This is a genomic window from Nocardiopsis exhalans (assembly GCF_024134545.1).
Taxonomy (GTDB): Bacteria; Actinomycetota; Actinomycetes; order Streptosporangiales; family Streptosporangiaceae; genus Nocardiopsis; species Nocardiopsis exhalans.
Genome location: NZ_CP099837.1, coordinates 4,715,886 through 4,734,369 on the forward strand (window position 1 = coordinate 4,715,886; position 18,484 = coordinate 4,734,369).

The window sequence follows — 18,484 nt, forward strand, 5'->3', positions numbered from 1 at the left end:
GTAGCCCCCCGAATGCGACGGGTGTGCTGGACACGCTGACACACCGGCGTGCTCAGTACGCCCAGTCGCCGAGGTCGACATCGTCCGGCACGATCGGGGCGAGCCACTCCGCCACCCGGCTGCGGGCCGACTCCCGTTCGGTGCCCTCCCCCTCGCCCAGGAGCCGGGCGAAGCCCTCCTCGCCCAAACGCCCCCGCAGCTGTTCGCGGACCCGCCGCACCTTGGGGGTGGTGGTGTCGGCGACCCCGCGCAGCCGGGCCGCGTAGCCGAGCATGAGCGCGGCCCGCTCCGGGTCCTCCTCCGCGACCAGAACCGCGAGGGCGTCCAGGACATCGGAACTGACACTGCCCAGTCCGTACCGGGACAGCCACCAAGCCCGGCCCGCGTCCTTCCACGCCCGGTCGGGATCGCCCTCCTCCCAGGCCAGGTAGGCCGACTGGATCCGCCAGCTGGGTTCGATGTAGGCCGGGGCGAACCCGCCCAGAGCGGCCACGGCGGGTTCGGTCTCGTCCATCAGCCGCCGCGCCTCGTCCCTACGGCCCGCGGCGCGCAGCCACATGACCTGGGTGAGCCGGAGCGACACCAGGTGGGTCTCCTCGACCGAGCTCCCCGTGACCTGTTTGAGGTCCTGCTCGGCCTCCTCCACCTGGCCCATGTCGATGAGGATCTGGGCCCGGCGGGTGTGGAACATGGCCACCGTTCCGGCCAGACCGCTGTCCTCGGCCAGCGCTATCCCCTCGGTGAGCAGGCGGTGGCAGCGTTCGAGGTCGGTGAAGCGGGTGACGTCCACCAGCTGGACGAGGGCGTTGCTCTGACCCCACACATCCCCGAGTTCGCGCATCTGCCCGAGCGCGGCCGCGGCCCGGTCCAGGGCGCGCTCGGCCTCCCCGAAGACCGCGTCCAGCAGGGCGAGCATCAGGTACGTGGCCGCCCGGGTCCAGGGATCGGTCTTCCCTCCGACGCTCTCCTCCAGGCGCGTGCGGGCCCGGCTGCTCGGATGGCCGTCCGTCATCGCCTGGTAGACGAGGCTGAGGATGAGCACGGGGTGGTCCTCGGCTCGCTGTCCCGCGTCGGCCAGGACCTTGTCCACCCGGCCGAGCCGTTCCATGACGACGGCGCGGCCCGCCCCCATCTCCCCCGCCATGTGGAACAGGCAGCTGGCGTAGGCCGTCTCGCGCCCGGGCGGAGGCGTGTCCCCCAGCAGCTCCACGACCTGGTGCGACCAGCGGCTGATCTGCTCCCAGCGCTCGTCCAGGGTCCAGTACCACTGGGAGTGCTCGACCAGGTCCAGGACCAGGGCGGTGTCGCGCCGTTCCAGCGCCCAGTGGAAGGCGGCCACACAGTTGTCGGACTCCGCGCCGAGCCGGGCCAGCCACGCCCGCTGCCCGGGGCCGCGCAGTTCGGGGTCCGCCCGCCGCCACAGGTCTCGCGCGTAGCGGGCCTGCGCGTCCCGGACCCGCTCCTCCTCGCCGCTGCCGGTCAGGCGCTCGGCCGCGTAGGCGCGGACCGTCTCCAACTGCCGGTAGCGGGGAGGGGCATCGTCGCGGGCAGGGGTCTGCGCGACCACCAGCGACTTGTCCACGAGGGTGAACAGGACCGTCCAGACATCGTGGCCCGCGACGACCCCGTGCGGGCCGCCCGGGTCGGAACCGACCTGTTCGACCGCCTCCAGGGTGGCCCCGCCGGGGAAGACCGCCAGGCGGCGCAGCAGACGGCGTTCGGGTGCGTCGAGCAGTTCCCAACTCCAGTCCACGACCGCGCGCAGGGTCCGGTGGCGGGGCAGGGCCGATCGGTTTCCGGCGGTGAGCAGGCGGAACCGGTCGGAGAGGCGGTCGGCGAGCTGGGCGGGCGACATCGCGCGGAGCCGGGCCGCTGCCAGTTCCAGCGCGAGTGGCATGCCGTCCAGCTCACGGACGATCCGGACGACGTGGCCCACGTTGTCGGCGCCGACGGTGAAGCCGGGGAGCACCGACTCCGCGCGTTCGGTGAACAGGGTCACGGCGGGGTAGGAGCGGGCCTCCTCCGCTCCGGCGGTCTTCGGCGGCAGGGCCAGCGAGGGCACCGGCAGGAGGTTCTCGCCCCCGACCCCCAGGGGTTCGCGGGACGTGACGAGCACGCGCAGGTCCGGGCAGCGCGACATCAGCGCCTCGACCAGGCGGGCGGCGTCGTCCACCACGTGCTCGCAGTTGTCCAGCACGACCAGTGCGGAACGCTCGCTCAGGAAGGAGACGGCCCGGTCCAGCGGAGTCTGCGGGGCCATGGCGGTGCGCGCCTGGATCATGGCTTGTCCGCGCAGTTCCAGGGCGGCCGCCAGGGCGTCGGGCAGATCCGCCCCCTGGCGCACGGGGGCGAGCCCGACGAACCAGACCCCGCCGGAGGCGAGTTCGGGGGCGTGCTCGACCAGGGTGGCGGCGGCCTCCACGGCCAGGCGGGTCTTGCCCGCGCCCCCGGGGCCGGTGAGGGTGACCAGCCGGGAGCCGGACAACCGGGTGACGGCTGCGCGGACTTCGGCCTCGCGGGGCACGAAACTGGTCAGTTGCCGGGGCAGGCGAACGACCGCCGGCGGGGGCGGCTCGGCGGGCCCGCCGACGGCGAACTCGCCCCGGAGCAGGCGCAGGTGGACCTGCTGGAGGTGTTCGGAGGGGTCCAGGCCCAGTTCCTCGGCGAGCCGGTCCCGGAAACCCTCGTAGGCGGCGAGGGCGTCGGCGGTGCGCCCGCTGCCGGACAGGGCGCGCATCAGCAGTTCGGCGGGGCGTTCACGGTGCGGTTCCCCGGCGGCCAGTGACTCCGCCTCGGGCAGGGCCGCCACGAAGCGGCCGAGGTCCAGTCGGGCGCTCAGGTGGTCCTCGCGTGCGGTGCGGTAGGCCTCGAACAGGCGCAGGGCGATGTGCTCGGCCACGCCCCGGGCGGTGAGGTCGGGCAGGGCGGGGCCGCGCCACAAGTCGAGCGCGGCCGAGAGCGCGCGTTCGGCCTGCTCGGGGTGGCCGGCCAGGAGCCGCTCCCGTCCGTGCCCGGCCAGGTCCTCGAACTCGTGCAGGTCCACCTGGTCGGGGACGACCTCCAACCGGTAACCGGAGGCGTCACCGTGCAGGCGGGCTCCCTCCCCCAGGGCGCGGCGCAGGCGGGAGGCCAGGGCCTGGAGGGCGTTGCCCGCGGCGGCGGGGACGTCCTCGCCCCAGATGGCATCGGTGAGCTGTTCGGTGGCCACCTGCTGGCCGGGGCGGAGCAGCAGCAGGGTCAGGAGGGCGCGCAGGCGCGCGCCGCCGATGGTGATGGGGTGCCCCGAGGCGTCATGCACCTGGAGGGGGCCCAGAATAGAGAACCGCACCGACCCATGATCTCCGATCCGCTGGGAGAAAGCCCGCCGATACCGTGCACGGCACCAGCGGCACCGGCGCGGGCGGAGGCGGTGCGACGCGGATCCGTCGGCGCTCCGGAATCCCGTGGTCGCGGCCGATCACAGTAAGGTTCGCTCAGGAGCGTGTTCCGGTGCCCGCCGCGGCAGCCGGTGAACGCGATTCCACCGTGACCTTCCCGGGCCTTCCGGCGTCGTGTCCGGTGTACAGCGAGTCTCGCCTTTTGGCCCGAAAGTGCAGCAGGAGCCCCATTGTCCCCGGTCTTGTCTTCCCTCCGGACCACCGCCGCGCACGGCGTACCCCGAACGCCCCCCGGCGCCCGCGTGGGAGCGCTCGTGGCGGGTGCCGCCCTGTTGGCCTCGACCGGCTGCGGGATGTCCTCGGAGCTGCGCGCCGAGATGCCGACCGACATCAACGTGACCAGCCCGATGATGCAGGAGGGCCAGCCGCTCCCGAGCGCGTACACGTGCGAGGCCGACGGCGAACCGGTCTCGCCGCCGCTGAGCTGGTCGGGACTGCCCGACGACGTGGGCTCGATCGCGCTGGTGATGGACGACCCGGGTGCGGCGGTCGTGTTCTGGATGGTCTACGACCTGGACCCGCAGCTGGTCGAGCTGCGCCAGAACACCGTTCCGGGCAACGCGAAGCTGGGTCAGAACACCTTCGGGGACTCCGCCTACGGGGCTCCGTGCCCCGAGGAGGGTGACGTGCACGAGTACCGCTTCACCGTGTACGCGCTGGACGGGACCCTGGACCTGCCCGAGGGGGCGGCGCTCAGCCTGACTCTGGACGGGATCGCCGAGCAGGCCGTGGCCAGGGGAACACTGGTCACCAGCAGCGAGTGACATGAGTCACCATGGGCTCTTTTCGGCAGACCGAATCCGGCCAACCACACCCGACCGGTGTCACCGGAATTAACTGAGGAAGCCCCTGTCGCCCTCTGCACACAGCGCACGACAGCACATACAGTGGGCCTGTGCCCCTTGCCCCATTTCAGATGACCGATTCCCGCTCAACCGCCCCGCGGCACCCTGATCCGAGACCGTGTCGGAACACCGGCGGACGCACCCTGCCAGCCACTCGGGTTCGGTGCGCCGGAACCACGCGGGCCCGGGCCGCCACCTCGCCTCGATCGGACCTCGCCCGGCCGGTCCCCGACGCTCCCCGGGCGCGGCCGGCCTCCCCAGGGTAGTGCGTACACCGTAAAGGGACCCCGGCCCTGACCGGCCGGGCTTTCACACCTCGTGGTTGAAAGCCGCCTTTACCAGACCCAGCCATCACCACAAGGAGGTGATCTCGATGGCTACGTTCCGCACAGGACAGCAGACCCACCAGGATGTGCTTGCCCAGGCCACCCGCCGCCCGCCGCCACCCTCCCGTCTCCCACCACCACCCTCAACAGACACGCTTCGCGCGCGGCGCTTCCCTCTTACGGACGCCTGCGGCGCGGTTCTTGTCCTTGCTCTGGAATCCGCGCCAGCGGACACCACCGCGAACGGCAGGACCCCCACCGGATCGGAAACGAAACGGGGCACGGACACCGCTCAACAGCGGTACCCGGTGTGGAACATGGTCGAGGGGAGGCCACCAGTACCTCACCCGGCGCCGGTGGCCGGGGGCGCCGGACGCGGCTCTTACGCCCGTACCCGACCGGACAAGCACGGGTTCGCCCGGTTGCGGCTACCGCGTTCCGGGCGGTTGTTCTCTTTCGCCACCGGGGACCTGGTCCGCGCCGTGGCGCCCAAGGGCGAGAAGGCGGGGACGCACACCGGCCGGGTCGCGGTACGCGCCACGGGGAGCTTCACCATCACCACCGCCCGGGGCACTGTCCAGGGCATCAACCATCGGCATGTTCGGTTGCTTCAGAGGGCCGACGGCTATGCCTACACCCTCAGGAAGGAGCAGGGCGTTTCCTCCCGGCCCTGAAGGACCGGGTTTCCACGCCCAACAAAGCGATGAACGTCACCGTCATCATCATCGCCGTCATCGTCGTGCTCGCCGTCCTCGTGCTCCTCCTGCTGGGTATGCGCGCGCTGAGTCTCGGCTCGAATGAGGACGACTACGACGACGACTACGAGTACGACGACGTCGAGGACCGCGACCGGGACGACCGGCGCGATCGGGATGACCGTCGTGACCGGGGCGGTGACCCGCAGGACGACGAGGCGGCCCCGCGTGGTCGGGCCCGCAGATCGCGCCAGGGCGGGGGCAACGCGGAGCGGCGCCCCAAGGGCAGGCGCCAGCGCGGGGTGGACTGGGAGGACGACGACTCCGACGGGCTCTCCGACAACGACTTCTGGTCCAGTCTGAGTGAGGAGGACTCCGGCCGGTCCCGTTCGGGCGGGCGCGGGGGCGCCGAGGGTCGCGCGGACGACTACGACGACGGTTACGACGACTACGACGACGAGCCCGAGCGGCCGGACCAGCAGAACACGATGATCATCCAGGGCCCGTCGAGCGGGGCCAACGCCCTGCCGCCCGCGCCCGGGGAGCGCGGAACGCCCACCAGCTCCACCGATCTGGCGATGCTGGCCAGTCTGGGACAGGGCTCTGTGCCCGCGCAGCCGGATCCTGCACCGCGCCACCAGGAGCAACCTCCGCAGAGGCCCCAGCAGTCCCCGCCGGAGCAGGCTCCGGCGCGCGCGGCGCTGCCGCCCACCCAGGGCCTGCCCCCGGCTCAGCCCCCCGTGTCCCCCGTGCCTTCGGCACCTCGGGAGGACGATCCCCTGGGCCCGGGCAGCTGGAATCCCCACCAGCCCTCGACCGGAGACCCGTTCGAGGGCCGCGAGCCCCTGCGGCCCGAGGAGCGGCACGACCCGCTCGCCGGTGGTCCCCTGGGTGGCGCGCCCCTGGGTGACCCGTCGCAGGGCGGTGCCGGGCGTTCGCCCTACGACAGCGGATCGATGAACCGCTCCGACTACCCGCCCCTGAGCAGCGGCCCGGGTTCCGGCGGCCTGGGTTCCGGCGGTGCCGGAGGCAGCGGTGAGCGCCCGGCTTCCCCCGATCCTCTGGACCCGGGTTTCCGGCCGGGGTCGGCCGGCGGCGACGAGCTGAGCTCACCCATCTGGTCCAGCATGGACACCGGCGCCCACCAGCGCCCGGACCTGTCCTCGATGGGCGGTTACGGCGGGCCCTCCAGCGGCGTGGGCCCCACCGGCGGAACGCTTCCGGGTACGGGCGCCCAGCCCGCCCCCGGCCAGCCGATGGGCAGCCCTCACGTGCCCGGGCATCCGCTGCCCGGTGACACCGACCCCCTGACCGGCGGCTACTCGTCGGGCTCGTCCCGCTCCGGCCCGGCCTACGACAGTGGTTCGTTCTCCCGGTCCGACTACCAGGGCAGCATGGGCAACGACGGCGGCACCCACCAGCGCAGCTCCTTCGACAGCGGAACCCACAACCGACCCGACTACCAGTCCGGAATCGGCAACCACGGCGGCCCCGCACGGCCGGAGTACCAGAGCAGAACGGGAGAGAACACCGGTACCCACACCCGCCCCGCCTACGACACCGACTCCTTCTCCCGCTCTGACTACCAGAGCGGTCTGGGCAACCAGAGTGGAATCGGCAACCACGGCGGCCCCGCACGGCCGGAGTACCAGAGCAGAACGGGCGAGGACACCGGTACCCACACCCGCCCCGCCTACGACACCGACTCCTTCTCCCGCTCTGACTACCAGGGCAGCATGGGCAACGACGGCGGCACCCACCAGCGCAGCTCCTTCGACAGCGGAACCCACAACCGACCCGACTACCAGTCCGGAATCGGCAACCACGGCGCGCACGGCGGCGGCAACGCGCCGTTGTGGGGCGGCCAGGAGGACACCGGCGGTTTCGGGGCACCGAGCCGTCCGACGGTCCCGGGCGGGGGGCAGAACCCCGGTCAGCCCTCGCCGTTCGACCACGGCTCCGCGCTGCCGCCGGCCCCGTCCGGTGGCCAGGTCGGTCCGGCCTACCCGGCCGGGCCCGGCTACCCGACCGGCGGTTACCCGGCCGGGCAGCTCCGCGGCGACCTCCCGACGGCCTACCCGGGCCACACGCAGCAGAGCGACCCCTACGGCCACCCGTCACACCCCGGTCAGCAGGGCGGCCCGGGCGGCCCCGCCGCTCCTGGCGGGCCCGGCGGGTACTCCGACGTTCTGGGCGGCGGATTTCCACCGCAGCCGCCGGAACCCGACTACGGCTACCCGCCGCTGGACAGCTGGCAGCCACCGCGCGAGAACGAGCGCCAGGGCGGCCCCCGGCAGCAACAGGGACCGGGGCCTTACGGCCAGGACGGCTACGGCGGCCAGGACCCCTACGGTCGCCCCGCCCCGGGACCGGACTACTACGAAGGCGGCTACGAGGACGGCCGCTTCCGCTAGGGCGCGACCCTGGCAGCCCCGGTTCGGACCTCACGGCCCAGGCATCACCACTTCACACATCCGAGGTGGCGGGACAACCCCCGCCACCTCGGTTTTTTCTGCCCCGGTTTGTCCAGGGGACGTGTGAAGTCGGGAAATTGGTTACCAAGAGCACAACAGTATGTAACACATAGTCACCAGCATTGACTACAGTTAGTTACTGACGAAGCACCCTTCGCGGTCCCGTTGTCGTCACGCGTTCAGCCGCGAACCCCCACTTCCGGACACTTCCGTCCTCGTGCGCCGACGCATACACATGCCTGGTCCAACCCGAACGGAGTAACCATGCGCAACGACGCCCAGGGAGCACCACCCGGCCGGCAGGAGGCCACCTCCCCGCTGCCCGGGACCCACACGGATCGCAAGGGAATCGCCGCCGACGTCGGCGCTTCCCTCGTGGTCTTCCTGGTCGCCGTCCCCTTGTCCCTGGGGATCGCCGTAGCCTCCGGCGCCCCACTGATCGCCGGGATCATCGCCGCCGTCGTCGGCGGTATCGTCGCCGGTCTGGTCGGCGGATCCGTGGTCCAGGTCAGCGGCCCGGCCGCGGGTCTGACCATCATCGTCGCCGACCTGATCATGACCTACGGGTGGCGGGTCACCTGCCTGATCACCCTGCTGGCCGGGCTGGTCCAACTCGCCCTGGGGGCCTTCCGCATCGCGCGGGCCGCCCTCGCCGTCTCCCCCGCCGTCGTGCACGGCATGCTCGCCGGGGTCGGCGTCACCATCGCCCTCGCCCAGCTGCACGTGGTCCTCGGCGGAGCCCCGCAGAGCTCCGCCTTGGCCAACATCACCGACCTGCCCCAGCAGATCGCGCACAACCACACCGCCGCCGTCGCCGTCGGCGTCATCACCATCGCGATCATGTTCGGCTGGAACCGGCTGCCCGCCATCGGCAGGGTTCGGCCGGGGATGGTTCCCGCCGCGCTGGTCGCGGTGGGAACCGCCACCGCCATCGCCACCATGGGCCGCTGGGAGGTGGAGACCGTGGCCCTGCCCGCCTCGCTCTCCGAGGCCTGGAACGGCCCGATGCTGCCCGAGTCCGGCCAGTGGCACGGCATCGCCCTGGCCGTGGCCGCGGTCGCCATGGTCGCCAGCGTGGAGTCGCTGCTGGCCGCGATCGCGATCGACCGCCTGCACAACGGCCGCCGTGTCCAGCTCAACCGGGAGCTGTGCGGCCAGGGCGCGGCCAACACCGTCAGCGGCGCCCTGGGCGGGCTGCCCGTCGCCGGTGTCATCGTGCGCAGCACGGCCAACGTGCGGGCCGGGGCCCGCAGCCCGCTCTCCACCATCCTGCACGGTGTGTGGATCCTGCTGTTCGTCGCCTTCTTCGCACACGTGGTCGAGCTCATCCCGATGCCCGCACTGGCCGCCCTGCTCGTGTTCATCGGCGTGCAGATGGTGTCCCTGGCCCACCTGCGCAACCTGCGCAGGCACCACGAGGCCAGCATCTACCTGGTGACCCTGTTGGGCGTGGTCTTCCTCGGCCTGTTGGAGGGCGTGTTCATCGGGTTCGCGCTGGCGATGATCATGGCGCTGCGCCGCCTGACCAAGCTCACCGTGGTCACCGAGGAGCGGGCCGACCGCGTGCACGTCACCGTGCACGGTTCGCTCACCTTCCTGGGTGTGCCCCGGCTGGCGCACGTGCTGCGCACCGTCCCCGAGGGCGCCAAGGTCGACCTGGACCTGCACGTGGACTTCATGGACCACGCCGCCTTCGAGGCCATCCACGCCTGGCGGGTGGACCACGAGCGCACCGGCGGCAGCGTCGACATCGACGAGGTCCACGAGAAGTGGTACGCGCGCAGCTCCACCAGTTCGGCGCCGGTCGCCAAGACCATCCCCAAGGGCCGCTGGTGGGCCCCGTGGGACATGCGCCGGGAATCGGGTGCCGACCTGGTACCGAACCCGCTGGGGCTGCTCACCGCCGGTGCCCGTGAGTACCACGCCGGCACCGCGGACCGGATGCGTTCGGTGATGAGCCGCCTCTCGCACGGCCAGTCCCCGACCGCGCTGTTCATCACCTGCGCGGACTCACGGGTGGTCCCGAACCTGATCACCGCGAGCGGCCCGGGCGACCTGTTCACCCTGCGCAACGTGGGAAACCTGGTACCGCCGCACGGCAGCTCCGACTGTTCCGTGGGCGCGGCGGTGGAGTACGCGGTCAACGTCCTGCGGGTGCCCTCGATCGTGGTCTGCGGCCACTCGCACTGCGCGGCCATGCAGGCCCTGTCGGAGAAGACCCACGAGGGCCCGGACGAGGCCGAGACCACCCACATCCGCCGGTGGCTGGCCAACGGCCGGGGGAGCCTGCGCCGGGCCGGTACGCACCGGGGCGAACTGGCCGGACTGCCCGCACCGGAGGCGCTGCGCCGCCTGTCCCAGGCCAACGTGGTCGAACAGCTCGGCAACCTCATGGCCTACCCGGCCGTCCGCGAACGGGTGGAGTCGGGTGAGCTGACCCTGTCCGGGATGTACTACGACCTGGAGACCGCCAGGGTGCACCTGCTGGACCCCGGGACCGGGGAGTTCTCCCCCGTCCAGGGCGTCCAGGACGCGCCCGAGGCGGTACCGCACCCGCGTGGGGGCGCGGCACCGGATCAGCCGTTGGACGAGTCGTCGTCGGGCGCGTCGTCCCGCCCGTCCTGCTGAACACCTGAGGCCTGGTACGTGGCGAGCAGAATGATCACCACGATAGCCAGGATCGGCAGGCCGAAGAGGACCACCCAGAAGGCGGTGGATTCGAACAAGAGTCACCCATTCCCGTGAACGCGGATGCCCGTCGGGCCGTCGACCCCGGCAAACGTCGGCCCGCGGGCGTTCGCGCTCCGGGAAGCAACCGGGGTACGGAGCGCAGCCCCAATCTACCGGTGCCCCAGGGGATCAGACCATCACCGCCGGGCTGCAAGCCCGTACCCGTGCCATGGGAGGGCTCTCGTCAGATCGGCGTACCCCTACACCTCCCCCAGAAAATCTAGACCACCTAGACAGTTGACATCTAGGGGGGCTAGATTCATCCTTATGGTCAAGGGAATGAAGCGTCGAGACGTCGAGCGGGCACTCAAGGAGCAAGGCTGCGCCCAGCCACCGGGCTCAGGCAGAGGCAGCCACGAGAAGTGGAACTGCCCCTGTGGTCAGCATCGAGCGATCATTCCTCGTCACGGTGATATCTCCCCCGGAGTCATCGCCGACACCATCAAACGCATGCAGTGCCTACCGAAGGGATGGCTCCAATGACTACCTACCGAGTGAGGGTCAAGCGTTGGGAACGCGGCTGGGAACTCCACATCGACGGGGTAGGAGTCACCCAGGCGCGACGACTGACCGAAGCTGAGGACATGGCTCGTGACTACATCGCCATGGCCCTCGACATCGACGACGACGTGTTCACCGTGGTGATCGAAGGAATCGAAGTCGACTCGGAAGTCGATGCCCTCGCCGAAAGGGCCAGTCAGGTCCAACACGAGGCCGAGCGGGCTCAGCAGGAAGCAGTCCGAATGATCGACCGCACCGTGGCCCAACTCCAAAGACGCGGGCTGAACAACCGCGAGATCGCCCGCTACTTGAGAATCTCTCCCCAGCGCGTCTCCCAGATCTCCGCGAGACAGAAACAATCCTCCATCTAGAAAGAGAGGAGGGAGTCGGCCGGTAAGCCGGATTCTGTCGGTTCTGAGAACCGGACGGTCATCCATCTGGGGCCGTCGTTGCCGACGACCTCGGTGCGGTCTACCCGCGGACTCGGGCGGGCCGCCCTCGAACATCCGCGCGGGAACCCGGAGGTTCCCTTTTTGACCTTGCTCCGGGTGGGGTTTACCTAGCCGGTCGGATCACTCCGACCGCTGGTGGTCTCTTACACCACCGTTTCACCCTTACCACCGCGAGCGGTGGCGGTCTGTTTTCTGTGGCACTGTCCCGCGGGTCACCCCGGGTCGGTGTTACCGACCACCCTGCCCTGTGGAGTCCGGACTTTCCTCGAACCCGCGCTGGGCGCGGGTCCGCGACCGTCTGGCCGACTCCCCCTCTACCGGTCAGTCTACCGGCCCCACCGGGGTACGGCGGCCCCGAAGGGGCCTAGGTTCCCAGGTGTGCGGTGTCGTTGAGCGAACGCACCACCTGGGGTCCGTCGGCGTAGCAGTCCACCTCGGTCAGGCACGCGGTGTCCAGGTGCATCCGGTACAGCGCGCCGATCGGGGCGAGCATCGCCTGTTGGACGGCGACCTTGATCGGGGTCACGTGGCTGACCACCAGGACGCGGCGGCCGCGGTGGCGTTCCAGGAGGGCGTCGCGGGCCCTGCCGACGCGGCGCGATACCTCGGCGAAGCTCTCGCCTCCGGGCGGGCCCGTCTCGGGGTCGGACAGCCACCGGCTGACGTGTTCGGGGTCGCTCTCGCGGGCCTCGGCGAAGGTCAGCCCCTCCCAGGATCCGAAGTCGGTCTCCACGAACCCCTCGTCCTCTTCGACGGCGAGCCCGAGGAGGTCCGCCGCGTACCCGGCGGTCTGCCGGGTGCGCAGCAGCGGTGAGGAGACCACCGCTTCGATCCCCCACCCGGCCAGGCGGCGCGCGGCCGCCTCGGCCTGGGCGTGGCCCTCGTCGGTGAGCGGGATGTCCCCGCGCCCGGCGAAGCGGCGTTCCACCGACAGCGGAGTCTGGCCGTGCCGCAGCAGGACCAGGCGGGTCGGCTCGGTGTCCGGCCCGCCCCAACCGGTGCTCATTCGACGACGGGGGCGGTCAGACCCGACTCCTCGGTGCGCACCAGGATGCGTCGGCAGTCCTCACAGCGCACGATCTGGTCGGCGGCGGTGGCGCGGATCTCGTTCAGCTCGACGGTGCTCAGCGCCAGCTTGCAGCCGTTGCAGCGGCCGTAGCGCAGCGGGGCGGCGGCCACACCGTCGTACTGGGCGCGCAGTTTGTCGTACAGGGCCAACAGGTCGGCGGGGATCTCCGCGCTGACCCGCTCGCGGTCCTGGGTGACGCGCGTACGGTCCCACTGGATCTCGGCTGCGGCGGTGTCCCGGCGGGCCGTGACCTCGGTGAACTTCGCGACGGCCGCCTCGCGCTCCTCGGTCAGGCGGGCGACCTCGGTGCTGAGCCCCTCGGCCTGCTCCATGACCTCCAGGACGACCTCCTCCAGCTCGGCCTGGCGGCGGCCCAGGGATTCGATCTCCGACTGCAGGTTCTGCAGCTCCTTGGCGTTGGTGATCTGGCCCGACTCCAGGCGCTTGGCGTCGCGGTCGGCGCGGGAGCGCACCTGGTCGACATCGCTCTCGGCCTTGCGCTGGTGGCGCTCGACGTCGGAGGCCTTGGTCTGGGCGGTGATGAGCTCGGCGTCGATGGCGTCGACGCGCTCCTTGAGCTGGGCCGCCTCGGCGATCTCGGTCAGGCTCCGGAGACGGTGGTCCAGACGCTCCAGCTGGGTGTCCAGCTCCTGGAGGTCGAGCAGTCTGGCCTGAGCGGCGGGTTCGGCTTTCACTTGGGGTCTCCTGAGAATCGCGGTTGGGAGGCCGGGGAGGCCGCCCGCGCCCTGTGCAGTTGTGGTGGTCGAGCAGTTGCTACACGTGGTCCGTATACGCACTACCTGTGCGCTACGCGTGCTGGAAGGTCCGTGACCAGGCATCCGTCACGGTGGTCGACACCCTGATCTCCACGTTAGCCCCATCTGGACCACCCGTGCGCCCGAGCGCGTCGGCCAGGTGGGCGGCTCCGTCCTCCAGCCAGGGCCACTCACTGGCGAAGTGGGCGGTGTCCACGAGCGCGGGCCCGCCCGGTTCCTCGATGAACTCCGAAGCCGGGTGGTGGCGCAGGTCGGAGGTGACGTAGGCGTCGACCCCCGCCGCGCGGGCCGCACCCAGCAGGGAATCACCCGCCCCACCGGAGACCGCGACGGTGCTGATGAGCCGGTCCAGGTCACCGGCGACCCGAATGCCGCCCGCGGTGGCGGGCAGCCCCCGGGCGACCCGCTCGGCGAAGTCGCGCAGGACGAGAGGCTCCTCCAGCTCACCGATCCGGCCGATACCGCGCCGCCCCTCGGGGTCGGTGGCATCGGGCTCCAGCGGGCGCAGCAGCCCGGTGAGCCCGACCGCGCGGGCCAGGGCGTCGGACACCCCGGGCGCGGCGGTGTCGGCGTTGGTGTGCGCGGTGTACAGGGCCACCCCCGAACGGATCAGGCGGTGCACGATCCGGCCCTTGGGGGTGTCGGCGGCCACGCTGGTCACCCCGCGCAGCATCAGCGGGTGGTGCGTGATGACGAGGTCGGCGCCCCAGGTCACGGCCTCGTCGACCACCGCGTCCACCGGGTCGACCGCGAACAGGATCTTCTCCACCGTCTGCGCGGGGTCGCCGCAGACCAGACCGACCGCGTCCCAGGAGGCCGCCCACCGCGGCGGGTAGACCTCCTCGAAGGCGGCGGTGACGTCGGACAGGGTGACTGGCTGCGCGGTCGAGGTGCTCACGGCCAAGAGACTAGAGCATTCCCGACAGCCGGGTGGTGACCTCGGCGGGGGCGTCCCACTCGGCGGTCGCGCCCAGGGACAGCACGGCGGCCGTGTACTGGCAGACCAGGTCCAGGGAGTCCGCGCTGAGGCGGAGCTCGCAGCGCTCGGGGCCGCGGGGTTCGATCCGGCCGGGCAGGGGCCCGTACAGCCGCCCGCGCACCTCCTCCCCGGCCAGGTCCAGAGTCATCGTGACCGTGTACCGGTAGGTGCCCCGGGCGAACAGCCGGGTGAGGAAGGTCGCGGGGTCGGGCGCGGGCAGCTCCCGGGGCTCGAAACGGCCGTGGGTGGGTCGCGCGTCGTGCAGCCGGTCCACCCGGAAGGTCCGCCAGTCGCCGCGGTCGGTGTCGTGGGCGATCAGGTACCACTGGCCGCCGTGCGAGACCAGGTGGTGGGGCTCGACCCGGCGTTCACTGCGATTCCCGGCCCGGTCCCGGTACGTGAAGTCGGTGACCGCGCGGTCGTGGCGGCAGGCGGCCAGCATCCCGAGCACGGTCGGGTCCGCCCCCTGGGCCTCGGGGTGCCGGACCACGGACGCGGCGCCGCTGACCGCCGCCAGCCGGGGGCGCAGCCGGGCGGGCAGGACCCGTTCGAGTTTGGCCAGGGCGCGCAGCGCGCTGTCCTCGAACCCGGTGGCGGTGGTCAGGGCCAGCGCGATCGCCACCGCCTCCTCGTCGTCCAGCAGCAGCGGCGGCAGGTCCTGCCCGGAGGCCAGCCGGTACCCGCCCGCCACACCCGGGGTGCCCTCCACCCGGTAGTCGAGGTCGCGCAGGCGTTCCACGTCCCGGCGCAGGGTGCGGGCGCTGACCCCGAGCCGTTCGGTGAGTTCGGCGCCGCTCCACTCGCGGCGGACCTGGAGCAGCGACAGCAGCCGCAGCAACCGCTGCGGCAGGGTTCCCCGCACCGAATCCCCGTCCTCCCCGCTCCATTCACGCATGATTTTCATACTGCCGGTCATTGCGGCCAAGTTATGACCGCATTGGTTCCTACGTTGGCCCCATGAGTGAGACCACAGAACAGACACAGGTCATGAACGCGCTGCGGGCACGGGTGAGCGGGCCGGTGCACGCCCCCGGCAGCCCCGGCCACGAACGGGGCCGGTCCGGGATGCAGCGGGTGGACCGGCACGCACCGAACGCCGTCGTGGAGGCCGCCGACGCCGAGGACGTACGCGCCGCGGTGGCGGTCGCCGCCGAAATCGGGGTCGCCGTGGCGGCCCAGCGCACCGGGCACGGCCACGGCACCGGCCTGCGCGGCGGGATCCTGGTGGACACCCGGCGCCTGGACCGGGTCCGGGTCGATCCCGATCACCGCACGGCCGCCGTCGGCGCCGGAGCCACCTGGCAGGACGTGATCGACGCCGCCGCCCCGCACGGGCTGGCACCGCTCTCGGGCAGCGCCCCCGGGGTGGGTGCGGTCTCCTACACCCTCGGCGGCGGACTGAGCCTGATGGGCCGCCGGTACGGATACGCAGCCGACCACGCCCGAAGCCTGGACCTGGTGACCGCCGACGGACACCACCGTCGGGTGGACGCCCACAGCGACCCGGACCTGTTCTGGGCGCTGCGCGGGGGTGGAGGTTCGTTCGGACTGGTCACGGAGGTGGAGTTCGACCTGTTCCCGGTGTCCCGCCTGTACGGGGGCAGCCTGTACCTGGACGCGACCGACGCCCCGCGAGCCCTGGACGGCTGGCGCCGGTGGGCCGAGGGAACCCCCGAGGAACTCACCTCAGGGGTGTCCGCCCTGGTCTGCCCGGATATGGAGGGCGTGCCCGAACCCATGCGCGGGAGGCTGATCGTGCAGGTCTCCCTGGCTTGGGCGGGGCCGCCGGAGGAGGGCCCGGCCTTGGCCGAGCCGCTGTACTCCCTGGCCCCGGTCCTGATGGACACCCTGCGCGAACTCCCCTACACCGAGTCCGGCGCGGTGTTCGACGACCACGACGACCCGGCCGGTTTTCGCGGCGAAGGGCTCCTGGTGGACGCCCTGACCCCCGAGGCCCTGGCCGAACTCCAACAGCTGGCCGCCACCGACCGTCCGTTCATGAGCGTGGTCTGGCTGCGCCACCTGGGCGGTGCCCTGGCCCGACCGCCCGAGGTCCCCGACGCGATCGGCCACCGGGACGCCGCCTACGCCCTGAGCGTGCTCACCTTCACCGAGCCCGAAACCGGCGAAGCGCGCGCCCTGCGCGCCGAGGCGGCCGCGCTCTTCGCCGACCACACCCGGGGCCGGTCGGCCAATCTGAGCTTCGGCGCGGTGACCGAGGACGAGGTCCGCGCGATGTTCGCCCCCGATGACCTACGGCGACTCACGCAGATCCGGGACCGCGTCGACCCGCACCGGCGCATCCACACCAACCGCCCGATCCCCTCCGCCTTCGGCGGCTGAGCACACCCCGCGACCCCGCACCCCCTTCGCCCCGCTGTTTGCGGTCGGGGGCGGGCGCCGCCTAGCGTTCAGACAACACCGAGGAAAGCGGGGACGCGCCAGATGCGGGACACCACGGTCGAACTCCACGGACGCACGGTCGCCTACACCGACATCGGCGACCCCGGGGGCATGCCCGTCCTGTTCTTCCACGGCGCGCCGATGAGCCGACGCAACCTCGGCGACCAGCACGAGGAGTTCGGCGCGGCCGGGCTGCGGGTGATCACTCCGGACCGGCCCGGTTACGGCGGCTCCTCCCCCGCCCCGGGGCGCACGCTCACCGACTGGGCCGGGGACGCGGCCGCCCTCGCCGACGCCCTGGGGATCGACCGCTTCCTGGTGGCCGCGCACTCCTCCGGCGGGCCCTACGGGGTGGTCACCGCCGCCCTGCTACCCGAGCGGGTGCTCGGCACGGTCGTGCTGGGCGGGGTCACCGACTTCTCGTGGGCACCGGCCTGGGAGGGCTACCGGGAGGACGAGTGCACCATGATGCGCCTGCCCGACGAGAAGTCCGCCCTGGCCTGGGCCGAGGACCATCTCGGCGATCGTCCCTCGGACCTGCCCGCACCCGACCGCGAGCTGTTCGCCACCCGGCACGTGCCGCACCTGGCCGCCGCGGCCAAGGACGCCTTCGCCCAGGGGGTGAGCGGTTACGCCCAGGACTCCTGGGTGCAGGGCCGCCCCTGGGACTTCGATCCGGCCGCCGTCAAGGCACCGTTCCTGGTCGCGCACGGCGACCAGGACACCGTGGTGCCCCTGGCGCACACCACGCACACCGCCGCCCTGGTGCCCGGCTCCGACCTGCGGGTACTGTCCGGCCACGGCCACATCACCGTGCTCTGGGAGCTGCCCGCCCTGCTCGCCGAACTCCGCGACCGCCGCTGAGGCCCTGTGAGCGGGGGCACGCCCGACCCACCGCTCGCCCGCGCCTAGAGTGGTTCGGCGATGAACAACACCGAAGAGCGACCCCAGTCCCCGGTCGGAGCGCACGTTCCGGTCGCGGGCGGCATGGCCACCAAGGGTCTGGCCTACGCGGAGAAGATCGGCGCCGAAACCGTCCAGGTGTTCGTGTCCAACCCCCGCGGGTGGGCCACCAACGGCGGCGACCCGGCCCAGGACGCGCAGATGCGCGAGCGCACCGACCTGCCCGTGTTCGTGCACGCCCCCTACCTGATCAATCCGGGTACCCCCAGCGAGGAGACCGCGGCCAAGTCCATCACCTCGATGGAGCACGCTCTGCGCCGCAGCGCGCAGATCGGTGCGCTGGGCGCGGTCATGCACACCGGCTCGGCCGTCTCGGGCACCCGTGAGGAAGGGCTGGCCCGCGCCCGCGAGCGCCTGTTGCCGATGCTGGAGCGCCTGGGCGAGGACGTGCCCCCGCTGCTGCTGGAGCCGATGGCCGGGCAGGGCCAAGTGCTGTGCGCCACCGTCGACGACCTCGTCCCCTACTTCGAGGCCCTGGACTGGCACCCGAACGTGGGCGTGTGCCTGGACACCGCGCACCTGTTCGCGGCCGGGCACGACATCTCCACCGTCGAGGGCATGCGCGAGGCCCTGGACCGCTTCGGCGAGGTGGTCGGCGCGGACCGGCTCAAGCTGATCCACGGCAACGACTCCAAGGCGCCCTGCGGCAGCAACAAGGACCGGCACGAGAACATCGGCAGGGGCCACATCGGCGCCGAACCCTTCGCGGAGCTGTTCCGCCACCCGGTGAGCGCCGGGGTGCCCATCACCCTGGAGACCCCCGGCCCGGAGGGTCCGCACGCCGAGGACGTGGTCACCCTCAAGAAGCTGCGCGCCGGGGCCTGAGCCGCCCGT

At 71.9% G+C, this 18,484-nt stretch carries 15 protein-coding genes and 1 other RNA gene; 9 read left to right on the plus strand and 7 right to left on the minus strand.

The window, feature by feature from the left end; translation table 11 throughout:
- Positions 1 to 52 precede the first annotated feature (52 nt).
- The gene (locus tag NE857_RS20735) at positions 53 to 3,328 is read right to left on the minus strand and encodes an AfsR/SARP family transcriptional regulator (protein ID WP_254417266.1); all 3,276 of its coding nucleotides are present in this window, start codon (positions 3,326 to 3,328) and stop codon (positions 53 to 55) included.
- A 279-nt stretch (positions 3,329 to 3,607) separates the two neighbouring features.
- Here NE857_RS20735 and NE857_RS20740 point away from each other — a divergent pair, with 279 nt between their 5' ends.
- From NE857_RS20740 to NE857_RS20755, 4 genes are all read left to right on the plus strand, one after another.
- The gene (locus NE857_RS20740; protein WP_425572052.1) at positions 3,608 to 4,201 is read left to right on the plus strand and encodes a YbhB/YbcL family Raf kinase inhibitor-like protein; all 594 of its coding nucleotides are present in this window, start codon (positions 3,608 to 3,610) and stop codon (positions 4,199 to 4,201) included.
- A gap of 763 nt (positions 4,202 to 4,964) precedes the next feature.
- Positions 4,965 to 5,282, plus strand: coding sequence for a hypothetical protein (locus NE857_RS20745; RefSeq protein WP_254417268.1), 318 nt, complete (start codon positions 4,965 to 4,967; stop codon positions 5,280 to 5,282).
- Between the two features lie 29 nt (positions 5,283 to 5,311).
- Positions 5,312 to 7,717 carry a chromosomal replication initiator protein DnaA gene (locus NE857_RS20750; RefSeq protein WP_254417269.1) on the plus strand — a complete coding sequence of 802 codons (2,406 nt, stop codon included), beginning with the start codon at positions 5,312 to 5,314 and terminating at the stop codon, positions 7,715 to 7,717.
- A 324-nt stretch (positions 7,718 to 8,041) separates the two neighbouring features.
- Positions 8,042 to 10,405, plus strand: a complete 2,364-nt coding sequence (locus NE857_RS20755; protein ID WP_254417270.1) for a SulP family inorganic anion transporter — start codon at positions 8,042 to 8,044, stop codon at positions 10,403 to 10,405.
- Here the strand turns inward: NE857_RS20755 and NE857_RS20760 are convergent.
- Complete coding sequence (locus NE857_RS20760; protein WP_254417271.1) at positions 10,354 to 10,503, minus strand: hypothetical protein; 150 nt, start codon at positions 10,501 to 10,503, stop codon at positions 10,354 to 10,356. The genes NE857_RS20755 and NE857_RS20760 overlap by 52 nt on opposite strands.
- A gap of 283 nt (positions 10,504 to 10,786) precedes the next feature.
- Between NE857_RS20760 and NE857_RS34565 the strand changes: the two genes are divergently transcribed.
- Positions 10,787 to 10,990 (plus strand): type II toxin-antitoxin system HicA family toxin, encoded by a 204-nt coding sequence (locus NE857_RS34565; RefSeq protein WP_363319953.1) that lies wholly within the window; start codon positions 10,787 to 10,789, stop codon positions 10,988 to 10,990.
- Positions 10,987 to 11,379, plus strand: a complete 393-nt coding sequence (locus NE857_RS20765) for a hypothetical protein (RefSeq protein WP_254417272.1) — start codon at positions 10,987 to 10,989, stop codon at positions 11,377 to 11,379. Before NE857_RS34565 ends, NE857_RS20765 begins: the two co-directional genes overlap by 4 nt.
- A 7-nt stretch (positions 11,380 to 11,386) precedes the next feature.
- On the opposite strand, the gene rnpB is transcribed toward NE857_RS20765, so the two are convergent.
- From rnpB to NE857_RS20790, 5 genes are all read right to left on the minus strand, one after another.
- Positions 11,387 to 11,770, minus strand: an RNA gene (rnpB, locus tag NE857_RS20770) — RNase P RNA component class A.
- 54 nt (positions 11,771 to 11,824) lie between these two features.
- Positions 11,825 to 12,466 (minus strand): histidine phosphatase family protein, encoded by a 642-nt coding sequence (locus NE857_RS20775; RefSeq protein WP_254417273.1) that lies wholly within the window; start codon positions 12,464 to 12,466, stop codon positions 11,825 to 11,827.
- Positions 12,463 to 13,224: a zinc ribbon domain-containing protein gene (locus NE857_RS20780; RefSeq protein ID WP_254417274.1), complete on the minus strand. Its 762-nt coding sequence runs from the start codon at positions 13,222 to 13,224 to the stop codon at positions 12,463 to 12,465. The genes NE857_RS20775 and NE857_RS20780 overlap by 4 nt, the downstream gene beginning before the upstream one ends.
- Before the next feature lie 112 nt (positions 13,225 to 13,336).
- Complete coding sequence (locus NE857_RS20785) at positions 13,337 to 14,209, minus strand: Nif3-like dinuclear metal center hexameric protein (RefSeq protein WP_254417275.1); 873 nt, start codon at positions 14,207 to 14,209, stop codon at positions 13,337 to 13,339.
- A 4-nt stretch (positions 14,210 to 14,213) separates the two neighbouring features.
- On the minus strand, positions 14,214 to 15,179 hold the full coding sequence (locus tag NE857_RS20790) for a helix-turn-helix transcriptional regulator (RefSeq protein WP_254417276.1): 966 nt from the start codon (positions 15,177 to 15,179) through the stop codon (positions 14,214 to 14,216).
- A 62-nt stretch (positions 15,180 to 15,241) separates the two neighbouring features.
- On the opposite strand from NE857_RS20790, the gene NE857_RS20795 reads away from it, so the two are divergent.
- From NE857_RS20795 to NE857_RS20805, 3 genes are all read left to right on the plus strand, one after another.
- Complete coding sequence (locus NE857_RS20795) at positions 15,242 to 16,627, plus strand: FAD-binding oxidoreductase (RefSeq protein WP_254417277.1); 1,386 nt, start codon at positions 15,242 to 15,244, stop codon at positions 16,625 to 16,627.
- A 102-nt stretch (positions 16,628 to 16,729) separates the two neighbouring features.
- Positions 16,730 to 17,551 (plus strand): alpha/beta fold hydrolase, encoded by an 822-nt coding sequence (locus NE857_RS20800; protein ID WP_254417278.1) that lies wholly within the window; start codon positions 16,730 to 16,732, stop codon positions 17,549 to 17,551.
- Between the two features lie 60 nt (positions 17,552 to 17,611).
- A complete protein-coding gene (locus NE857_RS20805; RefSeq protein WP_254417279.1) occupies positions 17,612 to 18,475 on the plus strand; it encodes a deoxyribonuclease IV in 864 nt (287 codons plus the stop codon).
- Positions 18,476 to 18,484: the final 9 nt, after the last annotated feature.